The following is a 22,232-nucleotide window of genomic DNA, read 5'->3' as shown; positions in this document are numbered from 1 at the left end:
CTCCTTACCCTTAAAGTTGATTCAGTGCTTTTTCTGCCAGCCGGGCGAAATAGCGCGCGGCAGGTTCAATTAATGCCTCGTCCGGGTTAAAGGCCGGATGGTGCAGGCCATACTGGCTGGCGCTGCCGATGCTGACGAAGGCTCCGGGGATCTGCTGCAGGTAGACGGCGAAATCCTCCCCGCCCATGTGCAGCTCGGCCTGACGGGTCTCGTAGCCGGTCTCCCGCGCCACCGAGGTGGCAAATTCGGCCCAGTTGGCGTCGTTGACCAGCGCGGTAGGTCCCGCATACCAGGTGATGTCGATTTGGGCGTTAAAGGCGGCAGCAAACCCGGCGGCAATTTCGGCCACCCGGGCCTTCACGTTCTGCTGCACTTCGGTGCGATGGGTGCGCAGGGTCCCTTCCAGCTCGACGTTCTCCGGCAGCACGTTCCAGGTGTTGCCCCCGGTAATGCGCGTCACGCTCAGCACCACCGAATCCAGGGTATTCACGTTGCGGCTGGCGACGCTTTGCAGGGCGGTAACCAGCTGGCTGGCGAGTACAATCGCGTCGCTCCCTTCATGCGGCCGGGCAGCGTGCGCCCCCTTGCCGGTGATGCGGAACACAAAGCGGTCGACGTTGGCGTAGAACGGGCCGCCGCGGGTGGCGAAACTGCCCACCGGCAGACCCGGCTCGTTATGCATGCCGAAGATGGCGCTGACGTCGCGCAGGGCCCCTGCGCGCACCAGGCTTTTAGCGCCGCCGAAGTTCTCTTCTGCGGGCTGGAACAAGATCCGCACCCGACCGTTCAGGGAGGCTTCCCGTTCTTTAAGTTTTAGGGCCGCACCGAGGATCACGCTGGTGTGGATGTCATGGCCGCAGGCGTGCATCACGCCGGGGCGTTGAGAGGTAAAGGCGACGCCGCTACGCTCGTCAATCGGCAGGGCGTCGATATCGGCCCGCAGGGCGATCTGTTTTTCACCCTTCCCCACTTCGGCGACCACGCCGGTTGCCAGTTCGTAAGGCAAAACCTTAATTCCGGCGTCGCCTAACCACTGACGCAGGCGGGCGGTAGTCTGGACTTCTTCACCGGAGAGCTCCGGGTTCTGGTGCAGCTCGCGGCGCCAGGCGATCAGCTGTTGTTCGAGGCTCATACCGTCACCTCCCGCGGCTCGCGGGCCTGGGCCAGCAGGCGCAGGGACTGCACGCGGACGGTGCCATCGGCAACCGGGGTATCAATAATGAACTCGTCAATGCCCCACTGCTGATGCAGCGCCTCCAGCTGTTCCAGTACAAACTCCGCGGTACCCGCCAGCAGCGACTGGGCGCGGCGGGCGATGCGCAGCGGCTCGCTGCCCGCCTGACGGGCAAAGGCGTAGGCCTGCTCTTCGCTGGCGACGGTGACCCGCTGGCCGTTGGCCAACTCAACGCCCCACACTTCGACGGATTGGGCCAGATCCTCGGCCTGAGCCTGGGTTGGGGCCACGATGGCCTGCACCGCGACGATCACCTCCCGGGCGCTATGGGCGCGCCAGGTGCCAATCACCTCGCGCAGCAGATCGGGGTCGCCATTCAGATGGGCGGCAAAGACGAAGTCCCAGTCGAGGCTGGCGGCAAGGCGCGCGCTCTCCGCGCTGGCTCCCAGCAGGAATCCCGCCGCCGGAACCTGGGGTAATGGAGTGGCGCGAACCGCCTCCTCCTGTGACGTCGGGTTGATCCAGCCGTTCAGCTGCGCCAGCTGGGCGGCGAAATCGCCCTTATCCTGCTGACTGAGGCCGAGCTGTAACGCCCGGGTCGAAAGCGGCAGGCCGCCCGGCGCTTTGCCGACGCCCAGATCCACACGACCGGGGGCGATGGCCGCCAGCAGGTTGAAGTTCTCTGCCACTTTGTACGGGCTGTAGTGTTGCAGCATTACCCCACCGGAGCCGACGCGGATGCGGCGGGTCTGCCCGAGGATCCAGGCAATCAGCAGCTCAGGCGACGGACTCGCCAGCTGCGGGGTGTTGTGGTGTTCGGCAATCCAGAAGCGGTGATAACCCAGGGTTTCGGCCTGCTGCGCCAGGCTTAAGGTGCGCGACAGCGCATCGGCGGCCGTTTCGTTTTCTGCGACAGGACTTTTATCCAGAATGCTGATTCGCCAGGACATGTTGCAATCTCGTTTGACTAAACATGTCGCCATTATTAAGGGGCGATTTCACCGCTGAGAAACAATTAATTTACATTTGGTTTGCCGGATTTCAGAAATACCGCGTGGGATTACAGGGACGAACGCAGCTCAGCGATCAGGGCCTCAGCCTGCTGGCGGGAGGTGATGCGCACGAAGCGGATATGGGCAAAAGCCGGGTTCTGCATGTCCGATTCATAGCGCGCCCGGTTGCTGCGCCAGGTTTTGAGCGTCCACAGCAGGATCGATTCCCGGCTAAAGAAGGAACGGCGAAAACTTTCCCGGTTGCCAGTGCCGGGCCACAGCTCCTGCTGGGTCCAGGCGCGTTTCACTGCTCGCATCACCGCCTGGCGCAGGGTGCGGGCCAGGCCGTAATCGACCCATACCACCAGATCGACGTTGCGCCATTTTATCGGACGGGTGCGGTTGTAGTTGCCGTCCAGCACCCAGCCCGGCGTGGCGCTGAGTATCGCCTCCAGCTTCGCGAACAGCATCTCATCCGGGGTGCCCTGCCAGTCGGAACGCCAGTACAGGGTGTCCATTTCGATACAGGGCAGCGCCAGTTCGGCGGCGATCCTGCGGGCCAGCGTGCTTTTGCCGCTGCCGCTGGTACCAATTATATTGATTTTCATCCTGTGTCCTGATGCGTCGGGAAAGCCGGGCCAGCAATAATAATGTTTTATGATTGTTAATGAAACACGATTTCGGGTAGGTGGTTTTCGCCATGGAGTCATTATTAAGGTTATATTTGCCTTAAGTGAGTTTATTTCCCGCCCGTATGGATATTCTCTTCCGGATGATTGCAATTTTATTACATATGCCCCGACTGCGATGAAAAAATAGTTAATTCAGGTGCTTTCTAATTGATTAGAATTTGTGGAGAATACGCCAGCCGTAATATTCAAGATAATGATATCACCTTGCCTGAGGCTTTTTTCTTCGGGCGGCTTTTCTTCACACAGACATCACCATGGAGTTATTCATGAGGCGTAACAATCACGTTACACAAAACGAGTTTTTGCTTAACGAAGGCTCGACGTTAATGTCGACCACCGATACTCAGAGTCATATTACGTACGCGAACTCGGCCTTTATTGATGCCAGTGGTTATAAAGAAGAACACCTTACTGGAGAGCCGCATAATGTGATCCGCCATCCGGATATGCCCCGGGAGGCCTTTGGCGATATGTGGTTTACCCTGCAACAGGGCGAGAGCTGGACCGGGCTGGTGAAGAACCGCCGCCACAACGGGGATCACTACTGGGTGCGGGCCAACGTTACGCCGGTTTACCAGAATGACACCCTCACCGGTTATATTTCAGTGCGAAATATTCCCGAGCGCAGTGAAATAGACGCCAGCGAGGCGCTTTATCAGCGGGTGCGAAATAACGAATTAAAAGGGCATCGTTTTTATAAAGGGGTGCTGGTACGCCGGGGAGTACTCTCTTTTCTTTCTCTGTTTAAACGGCTCAGCACCGCAAAGCGGATTAATTACGCCCTTGGCATTACCGCCCTCCTCGCCCTGGCGCTGCCTTTATTATTCCCGGGCGGATTATTGCAAACCGGCGGCCTCGCATTGCTGTTTATTTTACTGGCGATATTTCTCAATGCCCAAATCTGCCGCCCGGTGAAAACCATCGTTAAACAGATGCAGCGCGTGGTGTCGGGTCGCAAAACCGACTATTTCCACTTCGATCGAGTCGATGAGATTGGTTTAATGATGCGGCTGGTTAATCAGTCCGGATTAAACCTGAATTCGCTGGTGGATGACGTCGGAACGCAAATCAGCGGCATCCGCGCGATTAGCCAGCAGGTGGCGAAAGAAGGCGATGCCCTGCAGGCCCGCTCGGAGGAGACCTCAGGCGATTTGCAGCAGACCGCCGCCGCGGTGGAAGAGATTGCCAGCGCGGTCAAACAGACCGCCCAGACGGCGGAAGAGGCGATCCGCATGGCCGACCAGACCAGCGCCAGCGCGCACAGTGGCGAAGCGGTGATGAAGCAGACCATCGGCGTGATGCAGTCCGTCTCGAAAGATAACGGCCAGATTGTCGATATCATCGCGGTGATCGACCGTATCGCCTTCCAGACCAATATTCTGGCGCTCAATGCCGCAGTGGAAGCCGCCCGCGCTGGTGAGGCCGGACGCGGCTTTGCGGTGGTCGCCGCCGAAGTGCGTAATCTGGCCCAGCACTCTGCGTCAGCGGCGAAGGAGATCGCCGCGCTTATCGAGAAAAACGTTGCCAGCGTCAATGCCGGGGTGAATATGGTGGAACAGACCGAAACCCAGTTAACCACCATGATTGGCAACGTGCTGAATATGTCAGCTCTGATCAAAGAGATCGGCCACGCCACCCAGGAGCAGACCCAGGCGCTGACCCTGATTAACGAGTCCATTTCCCGTATCGGGGTGATGACCCATAACAACACCGGGATGGTGGAGCACGTCACCCAGGCGGCCAACCACCTCACCCAGCGCACCACCCGCCTGCAACAGGCGATTGCGGTGTTCGGCGGCTGACGCATCCCCAAAAATGGCTAACCCGGCGAAAAGGTCATATCTTTTTTAAAGCGACGGTCGCTGCCGGGAGCCCTGATGAAAGCAGATAAACTGACGATATCGGTCTCGTTGCTCGCCTGGGGCGCGCTTTACTATCTGCTGGGCTGGATCTCGTTATTCCTCGACGGCTCCGAAAGCCGGGTAGCCTTTATCTGGCTACCGTCGGGGGTGGCCGTCACCGCCTTCCTTATTACCACGCGAAAGCAGTGGCTCGCGCTGTGGATCACCCTTTTTCTTGCCCGCCTGTTCCTCGGTATGACTTTTCAGCATACGCTGCACGTCTCGCTGGTGCTGGCCCTGTTTTCCCTGACCAGTCACCTGGGCATCGCCTGGTGCGTGCGCGATTTTTCCCGGGGGTACGACCGGCTGCACAAAATCGTCACCTGGGTTATCTCGACGATTGTCATCAGCGCGCTGGCGGCGCTGGCAGGGGTCGGCTGGATCTCCCTGCTGGCCGGGAGCATGCAGATGCAGTGGCTGTGGATCGTCTGGAGCGCCAACGTCACCGGCACGCTGTTTGTCACCCCGCCGCTGATGGGGCTGCTGGCCTCGTCCAATAAAGAGGCGCGGCGAGAGTCAATCCCGGGCGTATGTCTGGTGTTTGCCGTGCTGCTGGCAACGCTGTATATCTTTAACGGCGTGCCCGACCGCAGCGACAACATTGCTCTGATTTACGCCCTGGCCTGCCTGCCGCTGGTTCTGCTCACCGCGACCACCGTGATCTGCGGCAATCGGCTGGCGTCAGTGGCGTTTATCCTCTTTAGCGCGGTGGTGATCTACGCCTCCTGGCGGGAAACTGGTCCCTTTTATTTCGCCCGTCTGGCAGCGGAAGAGTCGGTTTTACTGGCGCAATGCTACCTCTCTGCCGCCGCCCTGCTGCTGGTGTTTATCCGCGCCCAGAAAACACAGACCGCAGCCGACCCTCCTCCCCGGGCGATGGCCTACTCTCTCGACCCTGAAACGGGCAGCCTGATCTGGGATCCCCTTGCTGACCCTGCCTTCGCCGCCGCGTTAGCCTCTGTCACCAGCCGGGAAGCGCTGCTGGCCCGGGTGCCCGACCCGCAACAGCAGGCGCAGATGGCCGCCCGCTGGCAGGCGGTCGCCAACGGCCAGCCCGTGTCAGAGGCATTTCGTTTTACCCTGGCGCTGCCAGGCCAGCTGCCAGTCCCAATCGCCGAGCGTAATCTGCTGCTGATGAGCGACAGGGATCGCCCGGTGATTGTCGCATTCTGGTCTGAAGACAAGGCAAGCCTGTTTCAGTCCGCGCCGCAGGAGGAAGGTTAACCATGTTGCAGATTGCCTTTTTGCTGGCCGGGGCGGCGTTTGTCCGCAAAGCCGCGCCCTTCTTTATGGTGGCGGGAGTGCTCTGGGGCGGGCTGGGGCTGGCCATATTTATTGATGGCTTACAGGGCGGGCTGCACTTCCCGCTCCATGTTTTTGGCCTGTTTCTGCTGCTCGACAGCCTGGTGTCCCTGGCGCTGGGCTCGGCGGCCAAAGGCACCCAGCGCGGGATTTTTTACTTTAAGGGCGGCGTATTTCTGTTAATCGCCATTCTGATTTTATCGGGTCGCCACGACGGCACCCTGGCGCTGGCGATTGTCTTTGGCATTGCCTACTTCATTACCGGTCTGTTCACCATCGCCTCGGCGGTGGTGGTGCGCTTTACCCACTGGCGTCGCGCTCTGCTCTCCGGGGTGCTCCAGATCCTGTTTGCCATCTTCCTGTTTCTGCCCTTTCCGACACAGCATGACGGCACCGTCTCGCAGTTTATCGGTATGGTGATGCTCACCGGCGGGCTGCAGTCGGTGATCCTCTCCCTGCGGATGCGTCAGGTCCGCCATGGCCGCTCGGTGTTTGATATTCTCGTCCCGCAGACGCTGAGGATCGGCGCGGGCGAGGCGCTGCCGCAGGAGGATGAGACCCCGCCGGGCAATCAGCTGATCGTTCACGTCTGGACCCCGGAAGGTTCGGCAAAACAACAGACGCTCCCGCGCCCGGTGATCAACCGTTACATCGCCGCCGTCGATGCCAACGGGGTGATCTCCACCGGCCATGCGGCGCTGGAACTCCCGCCGACGCTCTATATCAGCCTCTACCCGGCGGCGGAGATCGACCGCTCGCCGTCGGAGTTTTTCAACCTGCTGAAGGCAGTGGAAGCCAATACCGTGGCGGGCAAGTATCAGCCGGATTATCGCTTTGAAGCCACCATGTGGTGCGAGTCCGACCGCAAAATCCACTTCTCCACCTTTAATGCGGCATCCCTCACCAGTTTCTGGAGCCACTACCGGCAAACCGAAACCTACAACCTTACCTGGCGCAACTGCTCCAGCAGCGTGGCCTATGCCCTCGAAGCCGCCATGGATGGTGCCCTGAAAGAGCGCTGTACCCGGGGCGGCTTTATGCGGCTGCTGTTTATTCCGGAGCTGTGGATCGCCGCGCAACTGCGCAAGCGCGCCACCAACATGGCCTGGACGCCCGGGCTGGTGCTGGACTATACCCGGGCGCTACATGCGGTGGTTCATCCCACCGACGTATCGCTGATCTCCCTGATTAAAAAGAGATGGTTTACGGCTGCGGATACTGGTCGTCAGTGACCTTTTCCAGCCACTCCACCGGACTGCCGTTCACCGCTTCCGCAATGGCGATATGGGTCATCGCGGTTTGCGCGCAGGCCCCGTGCCAGTGTTTTACTCCCGGCGGGATCCACGCGATATCCCCCTGATTGAGCGCCTCGGGCGCTTTGCCCCACTCCTGCAGCCAGCCCCGGCCCTGGGTAACGATCAGGGTCTGGCCCAGCGGATGGGTATGCCATGCGGTGCGCGCGCCGGGTTCAAAGGTGACGGTCGCCCCGCCCACTTTCGCCGGCTCGGTGGCCTGGAAAGGGGCGTCGATGCGCACGGTGCCGGTGAACCAGGCCTCAGGGCCACGGACGGATGGTAATGAACCACTACGGATAATTTTCATACTGACTCCTCGTTTGCTGTTGCGTTAACAGTAGCGCAGGGAGACGGCAAGGATTAGAGTGCATAATCAGAAAGGAACCATGAGCCAAATTCATATATGGGGAGCGCCGCGATGCTGAAAGACAATTTTAACGACCTGCTGTCGTTTATGGTGGTCGCCCGGGAGCGCAGCTTTACCCGCGCCGCAGCGCAGCTGGGCGTATCGCAGTCCGCCCTCAGCCATGCCATGCGTAACCTTGAAGCCCGTCTCGATATGCGGCTCCTGACCCGCACCACCCGCAGCGTGGCCCCCACCGAGGCGGGAGAACAGCTGTTCACGCGCCTGAGCCCTCACCTACTGGAGATCGAGCAGGAGCTGACCGCCCTGCGCGATATGCGCGACAAACCGGCGGGCAATATCCGCATCACCGCCGGGGAACACGCGATGACCGCGGTGCTGTGGCCGATGCTGAAACCCTTTATGGTTCAGTATCCGGATATTCATGTGGAAGTGACGGTGGATAACGGCCTGACGGACATCGTCGACGGGCGATTTGATGCCGGGGTGCGCCTGGGCGAGCAGGTGGCAAAAGATATGATCGCGGTACGAATTGCCCCGGACATGCGGATGGCGGTGGTCGGTTCTCCGGACTATCTTGTCCGCCACGGTGAGCCACAAACCCCTGAGCAGCTGGCGGATCACCGCTGCATCAATATGCGGCTGCCGACGCGCGGCGGGCTGTATGCCTGGGAGTTCACCGTTCAGGGGCGAGAGATTCGCGTCCGGGTGGACGGTCAGTTAACCCTCAATAATCTGCCCCAGCGGCTGGACGCCGCCGAAGCCGGGCTGGGACTCGCTTATGTTCCGGAAGATACCGTGCAGGAGGCCGTCAGCCAGGGGCGGCTGGTGCGCGTGCTGGAGGCGTACTGCCCGGCGTTTGACGGCTATCATCTCTTCTACCCCAGCCGCCGCCAGCACACCACCGCCTTCGCCCTGCTGGTTGACGCCCTGCGCGTATTACCATCGAGCAATAATTAAGCAAAACTAATCGATATTGAGGTTAAAACGCGAAAAGCCGTTTCAAAAAAACACCGGACTCAACAGCCTGTAGCCCCCGACAGCACTGCTCCGACCCATTCTTTAGAGCCACCTCACTTTCAGCCCGTTATATTTTGCGTCCCTTACTATTTGCAGGTAGGATGCTTCGCCATGTTTTGCCTTATCCATACGCAGAATGACTGGAAAGGCAGCATATTTCCGCGCAAAAGCAATCGTTTGTATTGCAGCCTGCCGGAGAGGACATCATGAAACATGTTTCAGACAGGTAAACAGGTAACTCAATGAAAACAAGCAATAAAAGCGCAGCCGATCATCACGCTGCGAAACGTCGCTGGCTGAACGCCCACGAAGAGGGCTATCACAAGGCGATGGGCAACCGTCAGGTGCAGATGATCGCTATCGGCGGCGCTATCGGAACGGGGCTGTTTTTAGGTGCAGGCGCCCGCCTGCAGATGGCTGGCCCGGCCCTCGCACTGGTCTATCTGGTGTGCGGTATCTTCTCCTTCTTCATCCTCCGTGCCCTTGGCGAACTGGTATTACATCGTCCGTCCAGCGGCAGCTTCGTCTCCTACGCCCGTGAGTTCCTTGGTGAAAAAGCCGCCTATGTGGCAGGCTGGATGTACTTCGTCAACTGGGCGATGACCGGGATCGTCGATATCACCGCAGTCGCGCTGTATATGCACTACTGGGGCGCGTTCGGCGATGTGCCGCAGTGGGTGTTTGCCCTTGGCGCGCTGGCGATTGTCGGCACCATGAACATGATCGGCGTGAAGTGGTTCGCCGAGATGGAGTTCTGGTTTGCGCTGGTTAAGGTGCTGGCGATTGTTATCTTCCTGGTGGTGGGTACGGTGTTCCTTGGCAGCGGCAAACCGCTGGACGGCAACATGACCGGCTTCCACCTGATCACCGATAACGGCGGTTTCTTCCCGCACGGTCTGCTGCCTGCCCTGGTGCTGGTCCAGGGCGTAGTGTTCGCCTTTGCCTCCATCGAGCTGGTCGGTACGGCGGCGGGCGAATGTAAAGATCCCGAGAGCATGGTACCGAAGGCGATCAACAGCGTGATCTGGCGTATCGGTCTGTTCTACGTGGGCTCCGTGGTGCTGCTGGTTCTGCTCCTGCCGTGGAACGCCTATCAGGCGGGCCAGAGTCCGTTCGTAACCTTCTTCTCGAAGCTTGGCGTGCCCTACGTGGGCAGCATCATGAACATCGTGGTGTTGACTGCGGCGCTCTCCAGCCTCAACTCCGGCCTGTATTCAACCGGCCGTATACTGCGCTCCATGTCGATGGGCGGTTCTGCGCCGAAGTTTATGTCGAAGATGAGCAAACAGCAGGTGCCTTATGCAGGCATTCTGGCAACGCTGGTGGTCTACGTCTTTGGCGTGTTCCTGAACTATCTGGTGCCGTCACAGGTGTTTGAGATCGTACTGAACGTGGCGGCGCTGGGGATTATCGCCTCCTGGGCCTTTATCGTGGTGTGCCAGATGCGTCTGCGCAAAGCGATTAAAGAAGGCACCGCGGCCGACGTGAGCTTCAAGATGCCGGGCGCACCGGTCACCTCCTGGCTGACCCTGCTGTTCCTGTTCAGCGTGCTGGTGCTGATGGCGTTCGACTACCCGAACGGGACTTACACCATCGCTACCATCCCGCTGCTGGCGGTACTGCTGGTGGTTGGCTGGTTTGGCGTGCGTAAGCGCGTGCATGAGATCCACAGCACCGCGCCGGTTCATCCGGACGATGCAAAGCGGGATGGTCCGCTGGTTGAGGAAACCTCAAGATAAAAACAAAAACGGTCACCTCGGTGACCGTTTTTTTGCCCGGCGGCGCTGCGCTTGCACAGGCCTACAAAACCCGTAGGCCGGGCAAGGCGCAGCCGCCGCCCGGCACAAACCTTACAGCGCGATACGGATCACATCATCCGGCTGGGTCGCTTCCTGCTGACGGGAAGACTTCTGCTTCACCGTCACGAACAGGGTTTTACCGTCGGCGGAGAGCGCCAGGCTGTTCGGGAAGGTCGGGGTGTCGAGGGTTTTCGTCACTTTATAGGTTTTCGCGTCAATCACGCTCACCTTGCCCGCTTCACGGTGAGTCACGTAGGCTTCATTACGTGCCGGGTTGAACAGCACCGCCAGAGATTCCGGTGCCGCCACTTTGCTCAGCACGCTGCCGTCTTTCAGGGAGATCACCAGCACTTCCGGCTGTTTTGAGTCGGTAATGAACGCGCGCTGGCCCTTCACGTCGAGGCTCAGGTTCAGGTAGAAGTGCTCTTTCCCGTCGTCCTGCAGCTTTTTACGCTCGATGATTTTGTGGTTCGCGGTGTCGATAGTCAGCAGCTCACCGTCGCCGTTGGTGGTGTACAGGCGTTTCGCCTGCGCATCCAGCGCCAGGCCGGTGCTGAACTTGCCGGTGCCGGTAATGGTCTCTTTCAGCTTCAGGGTTTCGCCGTCCACAACCCAAATCACGCTCTCTTTACCGATACCGGTGATGTAGACGGTGTTGGTGGTGTCATCCGCCACCAGCTCGCGCGGCTGCAGTGGTTTGACGGTTTCGCTACGCTGGCGGTCATCCAGCACCAGACGGCCCTTCACGTCGCCGGTCTTCGCGTCAATCGCGGTCACCGCGCTGTTGGTGGTGTTACCAAACCACAGGGTCTGGGTGGCGTTGTTGATGGTCGCGCCAAAAGGCTTCAGATCGCTATGAATCGCCTGCGTCACTTCCAGCGTCACAGGGTCGAGACGATAAACCACCCCGCCCTTATCAGTTTTCCGGCTCTGGGTGGTGGCCACCCACAGGGCGTTCTCCTGCTGGCTGACGGCCATCTCATACGCGCCTTTACCAACCGCTTTACGCAGCATCTCTTCCGCGGCATGAACATTAAAGGTCCCGGCGACCAGCAGAGAACCTAACAGCAGTGAGCCCCGCAGGCGCGGCGAGCACAGGTGACGTAAATTCATAACAACTCCCTTTTAACGTAAATGGTATCGCTGACATCGCTTCCGGCTGGCAAAGTCATGGCTTCGCCTGATTCTTGATGAGAATAGTAATCATTATTTATCGCAATGTGGAGTAATTCTTGATCGCCAGACGACGATCCGCCGAATTAACCTACACTTTGGTTAACGCTATGTGCTGTTATGGTTTTCAAAACATTTACAAAAGATTTACCATACAGGCACATGTTCCATTTGGTTCGTCATTCCCTTAACCGGCTTTTATCCATGAAAATCATTTCTGCCCGTCAGGCTTCGCTTCCCCTGCTGTTGGTTCCTGTTATTTTTACGCCCGTCGCCGCCCTGGCGGCCGAAGAGCAAACCATGATCGTCAGTGCGTCGCCGCAAACGCTCTCTGAGCTGGATACCCCGGCGGCGGTCAGCGTGGTCAACGGCGACGATATGCGCCAGGCCACGCCGCGCATTAACCTCTCCGAATCCCTTGGCAGCGTGCCGGGGCTGCAGATCCAGAACCGGCAGAACTATGCCCAGGATCTCCAGCTCTCAACCCGCGGTTTTGGCGCGCGCTCCACCTTTGGGGTGCGCGGCATTCGCCTGTATGTCGACGGAATTCCAGCCACCATGCCGGACGGTCAGGGGCAGACCTCGAATATCGATATCAACAGCCTTGAGAGCGTTGAAGTGCTGCGCGGGCCCTTCTCGGCCCTGTACGGCAACGCCTCGGGCGGCGTGGTTAACATGACTACCGAAACCGGCCGTCAGCCCACCACCGTCGAGGCCAGCAGCTACTACGGTAGCTACGGCAGCTGGCGCTACGGCATGAAGGCCACCGGCGCGATGGGCGACGGCACCCAGCCTGGCGATGTGGATTACACCGTCTCCACCACCCGCTTCACCACCCACGGCTATCGCGATCACAGCGGCGCGCGGAAAAACCTCGCCAACGCCAAACTGGGCGTGCGCATCGACGATGTCAGCAAGCTGACGCTGATTTTCAACAGCGTGGACATGAAAGCCAACGATCCCGGCGGACTGGACTATCAGGAGTGGCGGGATAACCCGCGTCAGTCTCCGCGTGGGGATCAGTACAATACCCGGAAAACCATCAAGCAGACCCAGGCGGGCCTGCGCTATGAGCGTCAGCTGAGCGCGCAGGACGACCTCAGCGTGATGGCCTACGCCGGTGAACGTGAGATGACCCAGTACCAGTCGATCCCGTATCAGCCCCAGCTTCGTCCGACCCACGCGGGCGGCGTGATCGACATGCAGCGCCACTACCAGGGGATCGACACCCGCTGGACCCATCGCGGGGAGCTGCTGGTGCCGATGACCTTCACCACCGGTCTGAATTACGAAAACCTGAGCGAAGATCGTCGCGGATATGAAAACTACGTGATGAACAACGGCGTGCCGGATTATGGCGTCAAAGGGGCGAAACGCCGCGATGAGCGCAACCTGATGTGGAACGTCGATCCCTACCTGCAAACCAACTGGCAGCTGACGGATAAACTCTCGCTGGACGCGGGCGTGCGCTACAGCTCCGTGTGGTTCGATTCGAACGACCACTATGTGCATGGGGCAAACGGCGATGACAGCGGCGAGGCCAGCTACCACAAATGGCTCCCGGCTGGCGCGCTGAAGTACCGCATCACCGACGCCTGGAACGTCTATGCCGCGGCGGGCCGTGGTTTTGAGACCCCGACCATCAACGAACTCTCCTACCGGACCGATAACCAGAGCGGCCTGAACTTCGGCCTCAAGCCGTCGACCAACAATACCTATGAAGTGGGGAGCAAAACGCGAGTCGGTAACGGCCTGTTCACCGCGGCGCTGTTCCGCACCGATACCGATGATGAGATTGTCGTCGATGCCAGCTCAGGCGGTCGCACCAGCTATAAAAATGCCGGGAAAACCCGACGTCAGGGCGTGGAGCTCTCACTTGATCAGCAGTTTGCCGAGAACTGGAAGCTGAAGATGGCGTGGACGTATCTGGATGCGACCTACCGCACTAACGTTTGCGGCGCTGCGGACTGTAACGGCAACCGGATGCCGGGCATTGCGCGCAACATGGGCTATGCCTCCTTTGGCTGGCAGCCTGAAGAGGGCTGGTATGCGGGTTCAGATGTGCGTTACATGAGCGACATCGAGGCCGATGACGAAAACACGGCCAAAGCGCCCTCTTATACCCTGGTGGGTCTGAACACCGGTTATAAGCTGAACCTCGGCAACTGGGGCATGGACGTCTTTGGTCGCGTGGATAACCTGTTCGACAAAGAGTATGTCGGCTCGGTTATCGTCAACGAATCCAACGGGCGTTACTACGAACCGGCACCAGGGCGTAATTACGGGGTCGGCCTTTCCGTCTCGTATCGCTTCGAGTGATAAAAAAACCCGGCAGCTCAGGCTGCCGGGTTTTTAATGTCCTCTGCGTAATTATGTTGCACAGGTAATTATTTACCCGGCAGCACAATTGTTGCCGGAAATAATAAGAGGAGATATTCAGGGATATTACCGCTTCGCTTGTTTACGTAAATTAAGGTAAAAACTGCTTAATCAATATCCCATTCGCCTCGTCAATGACTTTATCAATCGCCGCGCGGCTGGCCTCTTTATCGCCCTGCTCCAGCGCCGTCAGTAACTCCTCATAGCGATAAGAGCGGGACGGCAGCACAATGTCCGGATCGTACAGACAGTTAAAACAGGGCCCGATACGCACCCACAGCTGCTCAATCAGCGCCATCAGGGTGGGCATATCCGCATAGTGATACAGCGTAAAGCGAAACGCCCGGTTAGCATGAAGCGCGCGCTCGACTTCGCCGTTGCTCATCGCATCATGAAAATTGTCAGAGAGGGTACGCAGCGTGGCGATCCGCTCGTCAGACATCTGCTCGCAGGCGGCGGCAACGGCCATGCACTCAAGCTCCTTACGGATGGCATTGACTTCGTTGTAACGCTCAAGCGAGACTTCCGGCACCAGAAACGCTTGCGCCGGGGTAGCGTGCAGCGCGCCAGCGGAGACCAACCGCAGCAGCGCTTCACGAACAGGAGTGATACTGGTACCTAACTTATCCGCAATCTCTTTAGTGACGAGCCGTGCGCCTGGCTTCAGGGCCCCTGCTATCAGGGCACCTTTCAGACTCACCTCAACCTGCATCGTCAGGCTCATTCGTTGAGCCTTTTCTAAATTGTCCAAATCCAGCATGTTCAATTCCTGTAACCAACACTTAACTTATATTCCACAGTGATAAAAGAACCGCTGCGGATTGGATATATCCTGTATCTTCATGCCTGATTCACTTTTTAAAAAAGCACCTCATCGCACCAAAATAAATTGGTTAATTCGTGTACCTCATTGTGTATAGGACGACTGGATGAATCTATGTAGGTATAATTAAAGACGTTATTTCGGGTTTTGCCCAGCTAATTATGGCGGAATAATCCGCCATAGCCGGTACTATAAGTTATTGTTCGCGACACGTATCACGACTTTACCGAAGTTTTTTCCCTCCAGCAGGCCGATCAGCGCCTCAGGGGCGTTTTCCAGCCCGTCCGTGACCTGCTCACGGTAGTGGATTTTGCCCTCCCGGACCCACACGCCCATCTCCTGCTGAAACTCTTCGATGCGATAACCATAGTCCTGGTTGATGATAAAGCCCTGCATGCGGATGCGCTTTTTCAGGATGGTGCCCATCAGCAGCCCAAGGCGATCCGGCCCTGGCGGCAGGTCGGTGGCGTTGTATCCGCTGACCAGGCCGCACACCGGGACGCGTGCCGCGGTGTTCAGCAGCGGCAGGACCGCATCAAATACCTTCCCGCCGACGTTTTCGTAATAAATATCAATGCCCTGCGGACACGCCTGTTTAAGCTGTTCGGCAAAATCTGCGGCGTGGTGATCCACACAGCGATCGAAGCCCAGCACCTCGACGGCGTGGCGGCACTTCTCCGCACCGCCGGCAACGCCCACCACCCTGCAGCCTTTCAGCTTGCCAATCTGCCCGACGGTGGCTCCCACCGGACCGGTAGCCGCTGCCACCACCAGGGTCTCACCCGCTTTCGGCTGGCCAATGTCGAGCAGGCCCATATAGGCGGTGAAGCCGGGCATCCCCAGCACGCCTAGCGACCAGGAGGGGTGTTCAGGGTTAGCGCCCAGTTTGACCAGCCCGGTGCCATCCGAAACCTCATAGTCCTGCCAGCCGCTGTAGCCCAGCACCCATTCACCGGGTTGATAATCAGGATGGTTCGACTTCTCCACGCGGCTGACGGTGCCGCCCACCATCACCGCACCGAGTTCTACCGGCGGCGAGTAGGACGGCGCATCGCTCATGCGACCGCGCATATAGGGATCGAGCGACAGCCAGACGGTGCGCAGCAGAAGCTGACCGTCGGCAGGCTCGGGAACAGAGGTGTTTTCTAAGCGAAAGTTTTCAGCGGTAGGTGCGCCATGAGGACGAGAAGCCAGAACCCATTGACGATTCTGCGTTGAAGATTGACTCATACCTTACTCCTGTTTAGACAAACGTCCTTAGAGACTAGCCGCATCTTCCCCTGTCTGCTTTGACATTACGAGCCTGACTGGTTCAGCCTGACGACCAGATAGACGCAGGGCTCGCGGCTCTCGTTGATAAACCGGCAGTCGTTAGGCGGGCCGAGTTCCAGACAATCGCCAGCGTGCATTTCGTGGCGGGTCTCCCCTTCCAGAAACACCAGCTCGCCGGACTGCAGCCAGATCAGCTGGCGGGCGAGAGCATAAGAAGAGGCAGGCATCGGTACGTCGCTGCCGCCGGGCAATTCAACCTGCACCATGTCGATGGGCAGATCGGAACGCGGCGACACGTGACGACGCAGATACTGGGTCTGCGGATCGCGCCACACCGGCTGGTTGGCAAAGCGCAACAGCTTGCCCTCCTGCAGTTCAGCGCGCGCGATAAGGGTAGACATGCTGATGCCAAACGCGCCGGAGAGCCGGGCCAGCAACGTGGCCGTCGGGCTGCTCTCTGCGCGTTCAATTTTGTGAATCATCGCCCGTGAGACCCCGGCGCGTTCCGCCAGTTCACTCAAGGACCAGCCGCGGGACTCGCGCTCCAGCCGGATGCGGTGGCTGATCCGTTGATTTATATCGTCTGGCATAGTATTCATCCCGTAATACTATAGTGAAAGTAATGGATTACAACGTGCTTTTTTCATAACGAAAAGATATGGCTTATGCCGTAGCGTTATGCCAGTTGCTTTGTGTAATATTGTGACGAAACGTACCACTATAGTGAACAGCCACAGCCAGAGGATCCACCATGATTATTCGTCACGCCTGTAAAGAGGACTGCGCCGCCATCGGTGAAATATACAACCACGCGGTACTGCACACCGCCGCGATCTGGAACGACGCCACTGTCGATACCGATAACCGTATCGCCTGGTTCGAAGCACGTCAGCTGATGGGCTATCCGGTGCTGGTCAGCGAGGAAGATGGCGTGGTGACAGGCTACGCCTCGTTCGGTGACTGGCGTGCCTTTGACGGTTTTCGTCACACGGTAGAGCACTCGGTGTACGTTCATCCGGCGCATCAGGGTAAAGGCATTGGCCGGGCGCTGATGAAGGCCCTGATCGAAGAGGCAAAGCGCATCGGTAAACATGTGATGGTGGCGGGGATTGAAGCGCAGAACAGCGCCTCTATTCATCTGCATCAGACCCTGGGCTTTGTCACCACCGGCCAGATGCCGCAGGTAGGCACCAAGTTTGGCCGCTGGCTGGACCTGACCTTTATGCAATTGCAGCTCGACGAGCGCACCGACCCGGATGCCATCGGATGAATCAGTCGCTGACGCTGGTGTTTCTGGTGGCGGCAGGCATTGGCCTGGTGGTGCAGAACACCCTCATGGTACGTATCACCCAGACCTCAAGCACCATTCTGATCGCCATGCTGCTTAACTCGCTGGTGGGGATTGTGCTGTTTGTGTCGATCCTGCTGATTAAAAACGGCGTCGCCGGGTTCAGCGAGCTGGTGCATACGGTGAGATGGTGGACCTTGATCCCCGGATTGCTGGGCTCGTTTTTTGTCTTTGCCAGCATCAGCGGCTATCAGTACGTCGGTGCGGCAACGACTATCGCGGTGCTGGTCGCTAGCCAGCTGATTGGCGGTCTGGTGATGGACGTGGTGCGCAGCCAGGGGGTGCCGCTGAGGGCGCTGATCGGCCCGGTGTGCGGCGCGGTGCTGCTGGTGATTGGCGCCTGGCTGGTGGCAAGGCGTTCTTTTTGATAAATAATTGAATATTAGGAAAATTGATGTTTATCCAAAATCCCTCCCCCCTCCCACCAAAACTACAGGGAGAATATCTGCGAATCGTCAGCGCGATCGCCAGGATATAGTTCTGACATTTTCCCTGTTTTGTGACCCCACAACATTCGCACATCCAGATCGTGAGAATTGTAAAGGCGACCGAAAAGTGAGTGCTGTTCGTAGAACGTAAGCAGCTCGCGATCATCTTTAAAAATCCCCCGAGGGGGATTGTCCGATACTCAACTACTTACTATTGGCACGGGTAAGATTTCCCACCCCTAACCAAAAGCGGATAATAGCCATCTTTCGTAACCAGTGTGACCCTTGACGCACTAGTATACTTCTGAGCGTAAGTCATCTTCTTTGAACCATCATTTTGAACCCTCACTGACTGTAATTCAAAAAAATCGCTATTAACCTCGATAGTTTGCGGGCCGAGAGTCATGTCAAGAATATACTGCTCCCCATCCTTTGATGTGCACCCCATCTCCGCGTGACCCACCAAAGGAAAAATCAGCACAGCTGGAAGTAATAGCAGGGCCTTACTGTTCATAAGAGCAATACCCTCCTTTATGGTGGCTTCCCGTTCCTCCGTGGGGATGTTGGCCTTTGGGGCAGGCGAACGCCGAAGAGGTCATGAGCACAATTAGCATGCCGATAAGGTATTTAGTCACGATGCACCCCAATAGACTGATTCTGCAACCCATTAGCCACAACCGCGGCGGCCGCGACATTACCGGAAGCCTGAATCCTTGCAATGGCCGCATCAGTACCCATACCACCAGCAACCAAGTCATTCTGTGTGACCTTGCCAGCATTTAATCGTGTAGCCAACTCTTCACCGCACAACCCAAATGAGTCATGGCGCATAAACACCTTACCGCGCTGCGCACACTGGATAAGCTCAACGTTGCTGTAATTCTCTGGCGCAACCACGCAACCAGACAAAGAAACCATGACCGCAACCAATCCCACGCCAAAAATTATTTTTTGAAACTTCATTTTAATTTCCTTAGCCAATAAAAAAACCCGCGCATTTTGCGCGGGCTTGCTGAGTGCTCTCTGATCATTGCGTGCTTTGTAACAATATTAGCTCTTGCTTTAGCTGCGCTATTTCCATCTTCTGCGCCTGAAACTTCTCCCAGACCATCAGCATGATGGACTGACTCTCCGCTACCTTGCTGAGCTCAATCTGCAGCAGCCGGGCGCAGGACTTCATATTGGGTGGCGTGTTTAACTTCGGGAGCTGGTAAAGGTTCTGCAGATATTGGGTTACTTCGCTCTGGTTACTGGTACTGGCCGAGCTGGTCAGGCGGGGAAGTGCTTTTGAGCGTGCAGCAGCTGCAGCGAGAGCTGCGGCTTTTTTATCGGCAATATTCATCGGCCTGTTTTCCTGATCGTGAAGGTGATGGCCACCGGCAGTGTGCCCTGGCAAGTCAGTTCCAGACGGTAGGCGTGGGTCTACCCCTCCGTTCGCCAGGTTGTTCGGCGCACCAATGCCAGGTTAAAGGTCTGGCTGACGCTGATGTAATAGCGCGGGATGCAACGGCTGCGAGGTTCGCGAACGCGGTGTCTTTCAGTGCTGGGTTGTTGAATCGCTCGACGATGCGGGACATAATTCCACCCTCATTCTGGGCGAACTGTTTTCGGTGTGAGTACCTCTGGAGGATACAAACTTGAGAGAACGCATCTCCTCAAGAAACGCCTTTTGCTCCGCATCCAGCATGAGCTCACGCTGGTCATGCAACTATCGCTATTTGTCGATGCGCTTCACTCGCCAGAAGACCTGTTTTAGCCTTACTTTCTCTCTGTAAGATATCCTTATCTGGTAACTTTCCGGGCTGCCTAACGCTCTCATCATCTGGCATTCATCGTCGGGGCAATTCACCGCTCTATACGGCGCTAACTGGATGGAGTTTTCAATAAGGGCGTGTAATTGCCTGTAGGCAAATGACATTGAGTTGAGGTAAGCAATCGAGCAAAAAAAGCATGATTGTTTTTCCCCAAAACGCTTTTAATCGCAATGAAAAAGCAGGATTATTTTTTAGGCAGACAGGAAAGTGAGGCTCCCCGAAACATGGAGCCATGCTATTGAAGTTAAAGAACAAACATATGGTACTGGTGGCAAGGCGCTCATTCTGAAGTCAGAGGATCACCCCGCCTTTAGTCAGGCTCTCCTCGCGGGCTTCCTGCTCCTCTTTATAGTGTTTGCCATGATGGGCAATGGTCGTACGCAGGCGCTGCTGCTGGGTATAGCGATCTTCCCGACTTAATTCGGCGTCTTCGCTTAATTCGATCAGCAGTTCGTTCATATGGCTAATCACGCTTTCCGCCACCGCGGCATCAACGCGGGCGATAACTTCATCCAGATGTGACATTGTCACTCCTTTTCAGTTTGCCCGGCGGTGCTACGCTTGCCGGGCCCAGGGTGCATGTTCAGGCCGGGTAAGGCAAAGCCGCCACCCGGCACTCGATCAATTGAGCTTCGCCTTCGAGAAGTCGCTTCCCATCAGGCTCACGCTGTACCCGCTGACGTTGCTGCGGGTGGCGTAGAAGGTTTTGCCGTTCGCCAGCGCAATCCACGGGGCCTGCTGATAGAAGATCTCCTGCGCCTGGCTGTAAAGCTTCGCGCGGGCAGCCTGATCGCTGGTCAGCTTCGCTTTCTGGACCAGGTCATCATAGCCCTTGTCGCACCAGCGTGCAGCATTGGAGCCAGTCTTGATACTGTCGCAGCCCAGCAGCACGTCGGCGAAGTTATCCGGGTCGCCGTTATCGGACATCCAGCCAAACAGCGCGCTGTCGTGTTCGCCTTTGCGCATACCGGAGAGATACTCGCCCCACTCGTAGGACACAATCTTCGCCTTGATCCCCACCTTGGCCCAGTCGTTCTGGATCATCTCGGCAATGCGGCGCGAGTTCGGGTTATACGGGCGCTGCACCGGCATCGACCACAGCGTCACTTCCGCCCCCTGCTCCAGCCCGGCCTGCTTCAGCAGTGCTTTCGCTTTTTCCGGATCGTAGCCGTAGTCCTTCAGGTCTTTATTAAAGCCCATCATGTTCGGTGGGATCGGCGATTTTGCTACCGTGCCGGAGCCCATAAACACCGCATTGATGATGGCATTTTTATCGGTGGCATAGTTCAGCGCCTGACGCACCAGCACGTTATCAAACGGCTTTTTCTCGGTATTAAACGCCAGATAGCCGACGTTAAGCGCATCCACCGAGTGCAGGGTCAAATCTTTGTTCTTCTTGATCACGTCAAACTGTACCGGCGATGGCGCAGGAATGATCTGGCACTCGTTGGTTTGCAGCTTCGCCAGGCGGGTTTCGACGTTCGGGGTGATGGAGAAGATCAGGTGTTTGGTTGGCACCGCGCCATCCCAGTAGTTCGGGTTCGCCAGATAGCGGATCTGCGAGTCGGTTTTATACTGCTGGAGCACGTAAGGACCCGTACCGATCGGCCAGGTATCGACGTTCTCCGGGGTGCCTTTCTTCAGCATCGCGTCGGCATATTCCGCAGAGAGGATCGAGGCGAAGTCCATCCCCCAGTCGGCGAGGAACGCGGCGTTCGGTTCGCTCAGCACAAACTGGACGTGGGTATCATCCACCTTCTTCACCTCCTGGATCAGTTTATCCAGGCCGACGTCATTAAAGTATTCATAGTTACCCTGGGAGACGTTGTGATACGGATGCTTAGGGTCTTTCTGACGCATCACCGAGAAAATAACGTCATCGGCATTAAAGTCGCGGGTCGGTTTAAAGAATTTATTGCTGTTGAACTTCACCCCTTTGCGCAGGGTAAAGGTATAAGTTTTGCCATCCGGAGAGATGGTCCAGGATTCCGCCAGCGACGGTACCGGGGTGTTCTTCACCGGGTCGAAGTTGATCAGGCGGTTATACAGCACCTGAGAACTGGCGACAAAGGTCGGGCCGGAGCTGGCGATCTGCGGGTTAAACGACTCAGGCGAGGCCTCTGAGCAGTAAATAATGGTATCGTTATTAGCCGCCCATGCGGCCCCTGCCGGCAACAGCGCGCTTAATGCCAGCGCGAGAAGAGTTTTCCCTGTAGACATGGTTATTACCTGTTTGGATTTATTATAAAGAACAGTAATAACAGCACACCCCTCTTCCCCTGGCAAATAACGAAACACTATCAGGTTATTCTAAAGCAGTTATTTCCGCTGATTTTTCCACCCGTTCCGGGACAGTGATTTGCCTTAAGGGACATTCTGCGTCAAGCACTTTCCGCGTCCTCAATGCTGTAAGAAATCGCCCCTTTTGCCGTCTCTTCTGCCGTTTGCTTGCCGAC

20 protein-coding genes are annotated in these 22,232 nt (G+C 57.5%); 8 read left to right on the top strand and 12 right to left on the bottom strand.

Annotated features, from left to right (window positions below; genetic code table 11):
• Window positions 1–10: 10 nt before the first annotated feature.
• The 3 genes from WFO70_RS05340 to WFO70_RS05330 all read right to left on the bottom strand — a co-directional run bounded on the left by WFO70_RS05340 (window position 11) and on the right by WFO70_RS05330 (window position 2,774).
• Window positions 11–1,132: an amidohydrolase gene (locus WFO70_RS05340; RefSeq protein WP_337014999.1), complete on the bottom strand. Its 1,122-nt coding sequence runs from the start codon at window positions 1,130–1,132 to the stop codon at window positions 11–13.
• Complete coding sequence (locus tag WFO70_RS05335) at window positions 1,129–2,124, bottom strand: LLM class flavin-dependent oxidoreductase (protein WP_337014998.1); 996 nt, start codon at window positions 2,122–2,124, stop codon at window positions 1,129–1,131. Before WFO70_RS05335 ends, WFO70_RS05340 begins: the two co-directional genes overlap by 4 nt.
• Window positions 2,125–2,234: 110 nt before the next feature.
• The gene (locus WFO70_RS05330; RefSeq protein WP_337014997.1) at window positions 2,235–2,774 is read right to left on the bottom strand and encodes an adenylate kinase; all 540 of its coding nucleotides are present in this window, start codon (window positions 2,772–2,774) and stop codon (window positions 2,235–2,237) included.
• Window positions 2,775–3,124: 350 nt separating this feature from the next.
• Here WFO70_RS05330 and WFO70_RS05325 point away from each other — a divergent pair, with 350 nt between their 5' ends.
• The 3 genes from WFO70_RS05325 to WFO70_RS05315 all read left to right on the top strand — a co-directional run bounded on the left by WFO70_RS05325 (window position 3,125) and on the right by WFO70_RS05315 (window position 7,293).
• Window positions 3,125–4,660 carry a methyl-accepting chemotaxis protein gene (locus WFO70_RS05325; RefSeq protein WP_337014996.1) on the top strand — a complete coding sequence of 512 codons (1,536 nt, stop codon included), beginning with the start codon at window positions 3,125–3,127 and terminating at the stop codon, window positions 4,658–4,660.
• Window positions 4,661–4,735: 75 nt separating this feature from the next.
• Window positions 4,736–5,983 carry an MASE1 domain-containing protein gene (locus tag WFO70_RS05320; protein ID WP_337014995.1) on the top strand — a complete coding sequence of 416 codons (1,248 nt, stop codon included), beginning with the start codon at window positions 4,736–4,738 and terminating at the stop codon, window positions 5,981–5,983.
• 2 nt (window positions 5,984–5,985) lie between these two features.
• Complete coding sequence (locus WFO70_RS05315; protein ID WP_337014994.1) at window positions 5,986–7,293, top strand: HdeD family acid-resistance protein; 1,308 nt, start codon at window positions 5,986–5,988, stop codon at window positions 7,291–7,293.
• On the opposite strand, the gene WFO70_RS05310 is transcribed toward WFO70_RS05315, so the two are convergent.
• Window positions 7,265–7,663 carry a (R)-mandelonitrile lyase gene (locus WFO70_RS05310; RefSeq protein ID WP_337014993.1) on the bottom strand — a complete coding sequence of 133 codons (399 nt, stop codon included), beginning with the start codon at window positions 7,661–7,663 and terminating at the stop codon, window positions 7,265–7,267. The two genes, WFO70_RS05315 and WFO70_RS05310, sit on opposite strands and share 29 nt — an antisense overlap.
• A 111-nt stretch (window positions 7,664–7,774) precedes the next feature.
• On the opposite strand from WFO70_RS05310, the gene WFO70_RS05305 reads away from it, so the two are divergent.
• On the top strand, window positions 7,775–8,680 hold the full coding sequence (locus tag WFO70_RS05305; RefSeq protein WP_337014992.1) for a LysR family transcriptional regulator: 906 nt from the start codon (window positions 7,775–7,777) through the stop codon (window positions 8,678–8,680).
• A 302-nt stretch (window positions 8,681–8,982) separates the two neighbouring features.
• Window positions 8,983–10,479 carry an L-asparagine permease gene (gene ansP / locus WFO70_RS05300; protein WP_337014991.1) on the top strand — a complete coding sequence of 499 codons (1,497 nt, stop codon included), beginning with the start codon at window positions 8,983–8,985 and terminating at the stop codon, window positions 10,477–10,479.
• Window positions 10,480–10,590: 111 nt separating this feature from the next.
• Here ansP and yncE read toward each other — a convergent pair whose 3' ends face one another.
• On the bottom strand, window positions 10,591–11,652 hold the full coding sequence (yncE, locus tag WFO70_RS05295) for a 7-bladed beta-propeller protein YncE (RefSeq protein WP_337014990.1): 1,062 nt from the start codon (window positions 11,650–11,652) through the stop codon (window positions 10,591–10,593).
• A gap of 264 nt (window positions 11,653–11,916) precedes the next feature.
• Here yncE and pqqU point away from each other — a divergent pair, with 264 nt between their 5' ends.
• Window positions 11,917–14,031, top strand: a complete 2,115-nt coding sequence (pqqU, locus tag WFO70_RS05290; protein WP_337014989.1) for a TonB-dependent receptor PqqU — start codon at window positions 11,917–11,919, stop codon at window positions 14,029–14,031.
• 151 nt (window positions 14,032–14,182) lie between these two features.
• Here the strand turns inward: pqqU and WFO70_RS05285 are convergent, their stop codons facing one another.
• The 3 genes from WFO70_RS05285 to WFO70_RS05275 all read right to left on the bottom strand — a co-directional run bounded on the left by WFO70_RS05285 (window position 14,183) and on the right by WFO70_RS05275 (window position 16,785).
• The gene (locus tag WFO70_RS05285; RefSeq protein ID WP_337014988.1) at window positions 14,183–14,851 is read right to left on the bottom strand and encodes a GntR family transcriptional regulator; all 669 of its coding nucleotides are present in this window, start codon (window positions 14,849–14,851) and stop codon (window positions 14,183–14,185) included.
• A 252-nt stretch (window positions 14,852–15,103) separates the two neighbouring features.
• Window positions 15,104–16,144 carry an NADP-dependent oxidoreductase gene (locus tag WFO70_RS05280; protein WP_337014987.1) on the bottom strand — a complete coding sequence of 347 codons (1,041 nt, stop codon included), beginning with the start codon at window positions 16,142–16,144 and terminating at the stop codon, window positions 15,104–15,106.
• Between the two features lie 65 nt (window positions 16,145–16,209).
• Entirely contained in the window at window positions 16,210–16,785 is a 576-nt protein-coding gene (locus WFO70_RS05275; RefSeq protein WP_337014986.1) for a helix-turn-helix domain-containing protein, read from the bottom strand.
• A gap of 152 nt (window positions 16,786–16,937) precedes the next feature.
• Between WFO70_RS05275 and WFO70_RS05270 the strand changes: the two genes are divergently transcribed.
• Both WFO70_RS05270 and WFO70_RS05265 read left to right on the top strand, forming a co-directional pair.
• On the top strand, window positions 16,938–17,456 hold the full coding sequence (locus WFO70_RS05270; protein WP_337014985.1) for a GNAT family N-acetyltransferase: 519 nt from the start codon (window positions 16,938–16,940) through the stop codon (window positions 17,454–17,456).
• Window positions 17,453–17,902 (top strand): DMT family transporter, encoded by a 450-nt coding sequence (locus WFO70_RS05265; protein WP_337014984.1) that lies wholly within the window; start codon window positions 17,453–17,455, stop codon window positions 17,900–17,902. Before WFO70_RS05270 ends, WFO70_RS05265 begins: the two co-directional genes overlap by 4 nt.
• 687 nt (window positions 17,903–18,589) lie before the next feature.
• Here WFO70_RS05265 and WFO70_RS05260 read toward each other — a convergent pair.
• From WFO70_RS05260 to WFO70_RS05245, 4 genes are all read right to left on the bottom strand, one after another.
• A complete protein-coding gene (locus tag WFO70_RS05260) occupies window positions 18,590–18,925 on the bottom strand; it encodes a hypothetical protein (protein WP_337014983.1) in 336 nt (111 codons plus the stop codon).
• A 64-nt stretch (window positions 18,926–18,989) separates the two neighbouring features.
• Window positions 18,990–19,304 (bottom strand): hypothetical protein, encoded by a 315-nt coding sequence (locus WFO70_RS05255; protein ID WP_337014982.1) that lies wholly within the window; start codon window positions 19,302–19,304, stop codon window positions 18,990–18,992.
• A gap of 763 nt (window positions 19,305–20,067) precedes the next feature.
• Window positions 20,068–20,301, bottom strand: coding sequence for a YdcY family protein (locus WFO70_RS05250; protein WP_337014981.1), 234 nt, complete (start codon window positions 20,299–20,301; stop codon window positions 20,068–20,070).
• 96 nt (window positions 20,302–20,397) lie between these two features.
• A complete protein-coding gene (locus WFO70_RS05245; RefSeq protein ID WP_337014980.1) occupies window positions 20,398–21,996 on the bottom strand; it encodes an ABC transporter substrate-binding protein in 1,599 nt (532 codons plus the stop codon).
• Window positions 21,997–22,232 lie beyond the last annotated feature (236 nt).

This window comes from Leclercia sp. AS011, assembly GCF_037152535.1.
Classification (GTDB): domain Bacteria; phylum Pseudomonadota; class Gammaproteobacteria; order Enterobacterales; family Enterobacteriaceae; genus Enterobacter.
This window is presented reverse-complemented; position numbering and strand designations above follow the sequence as displayed.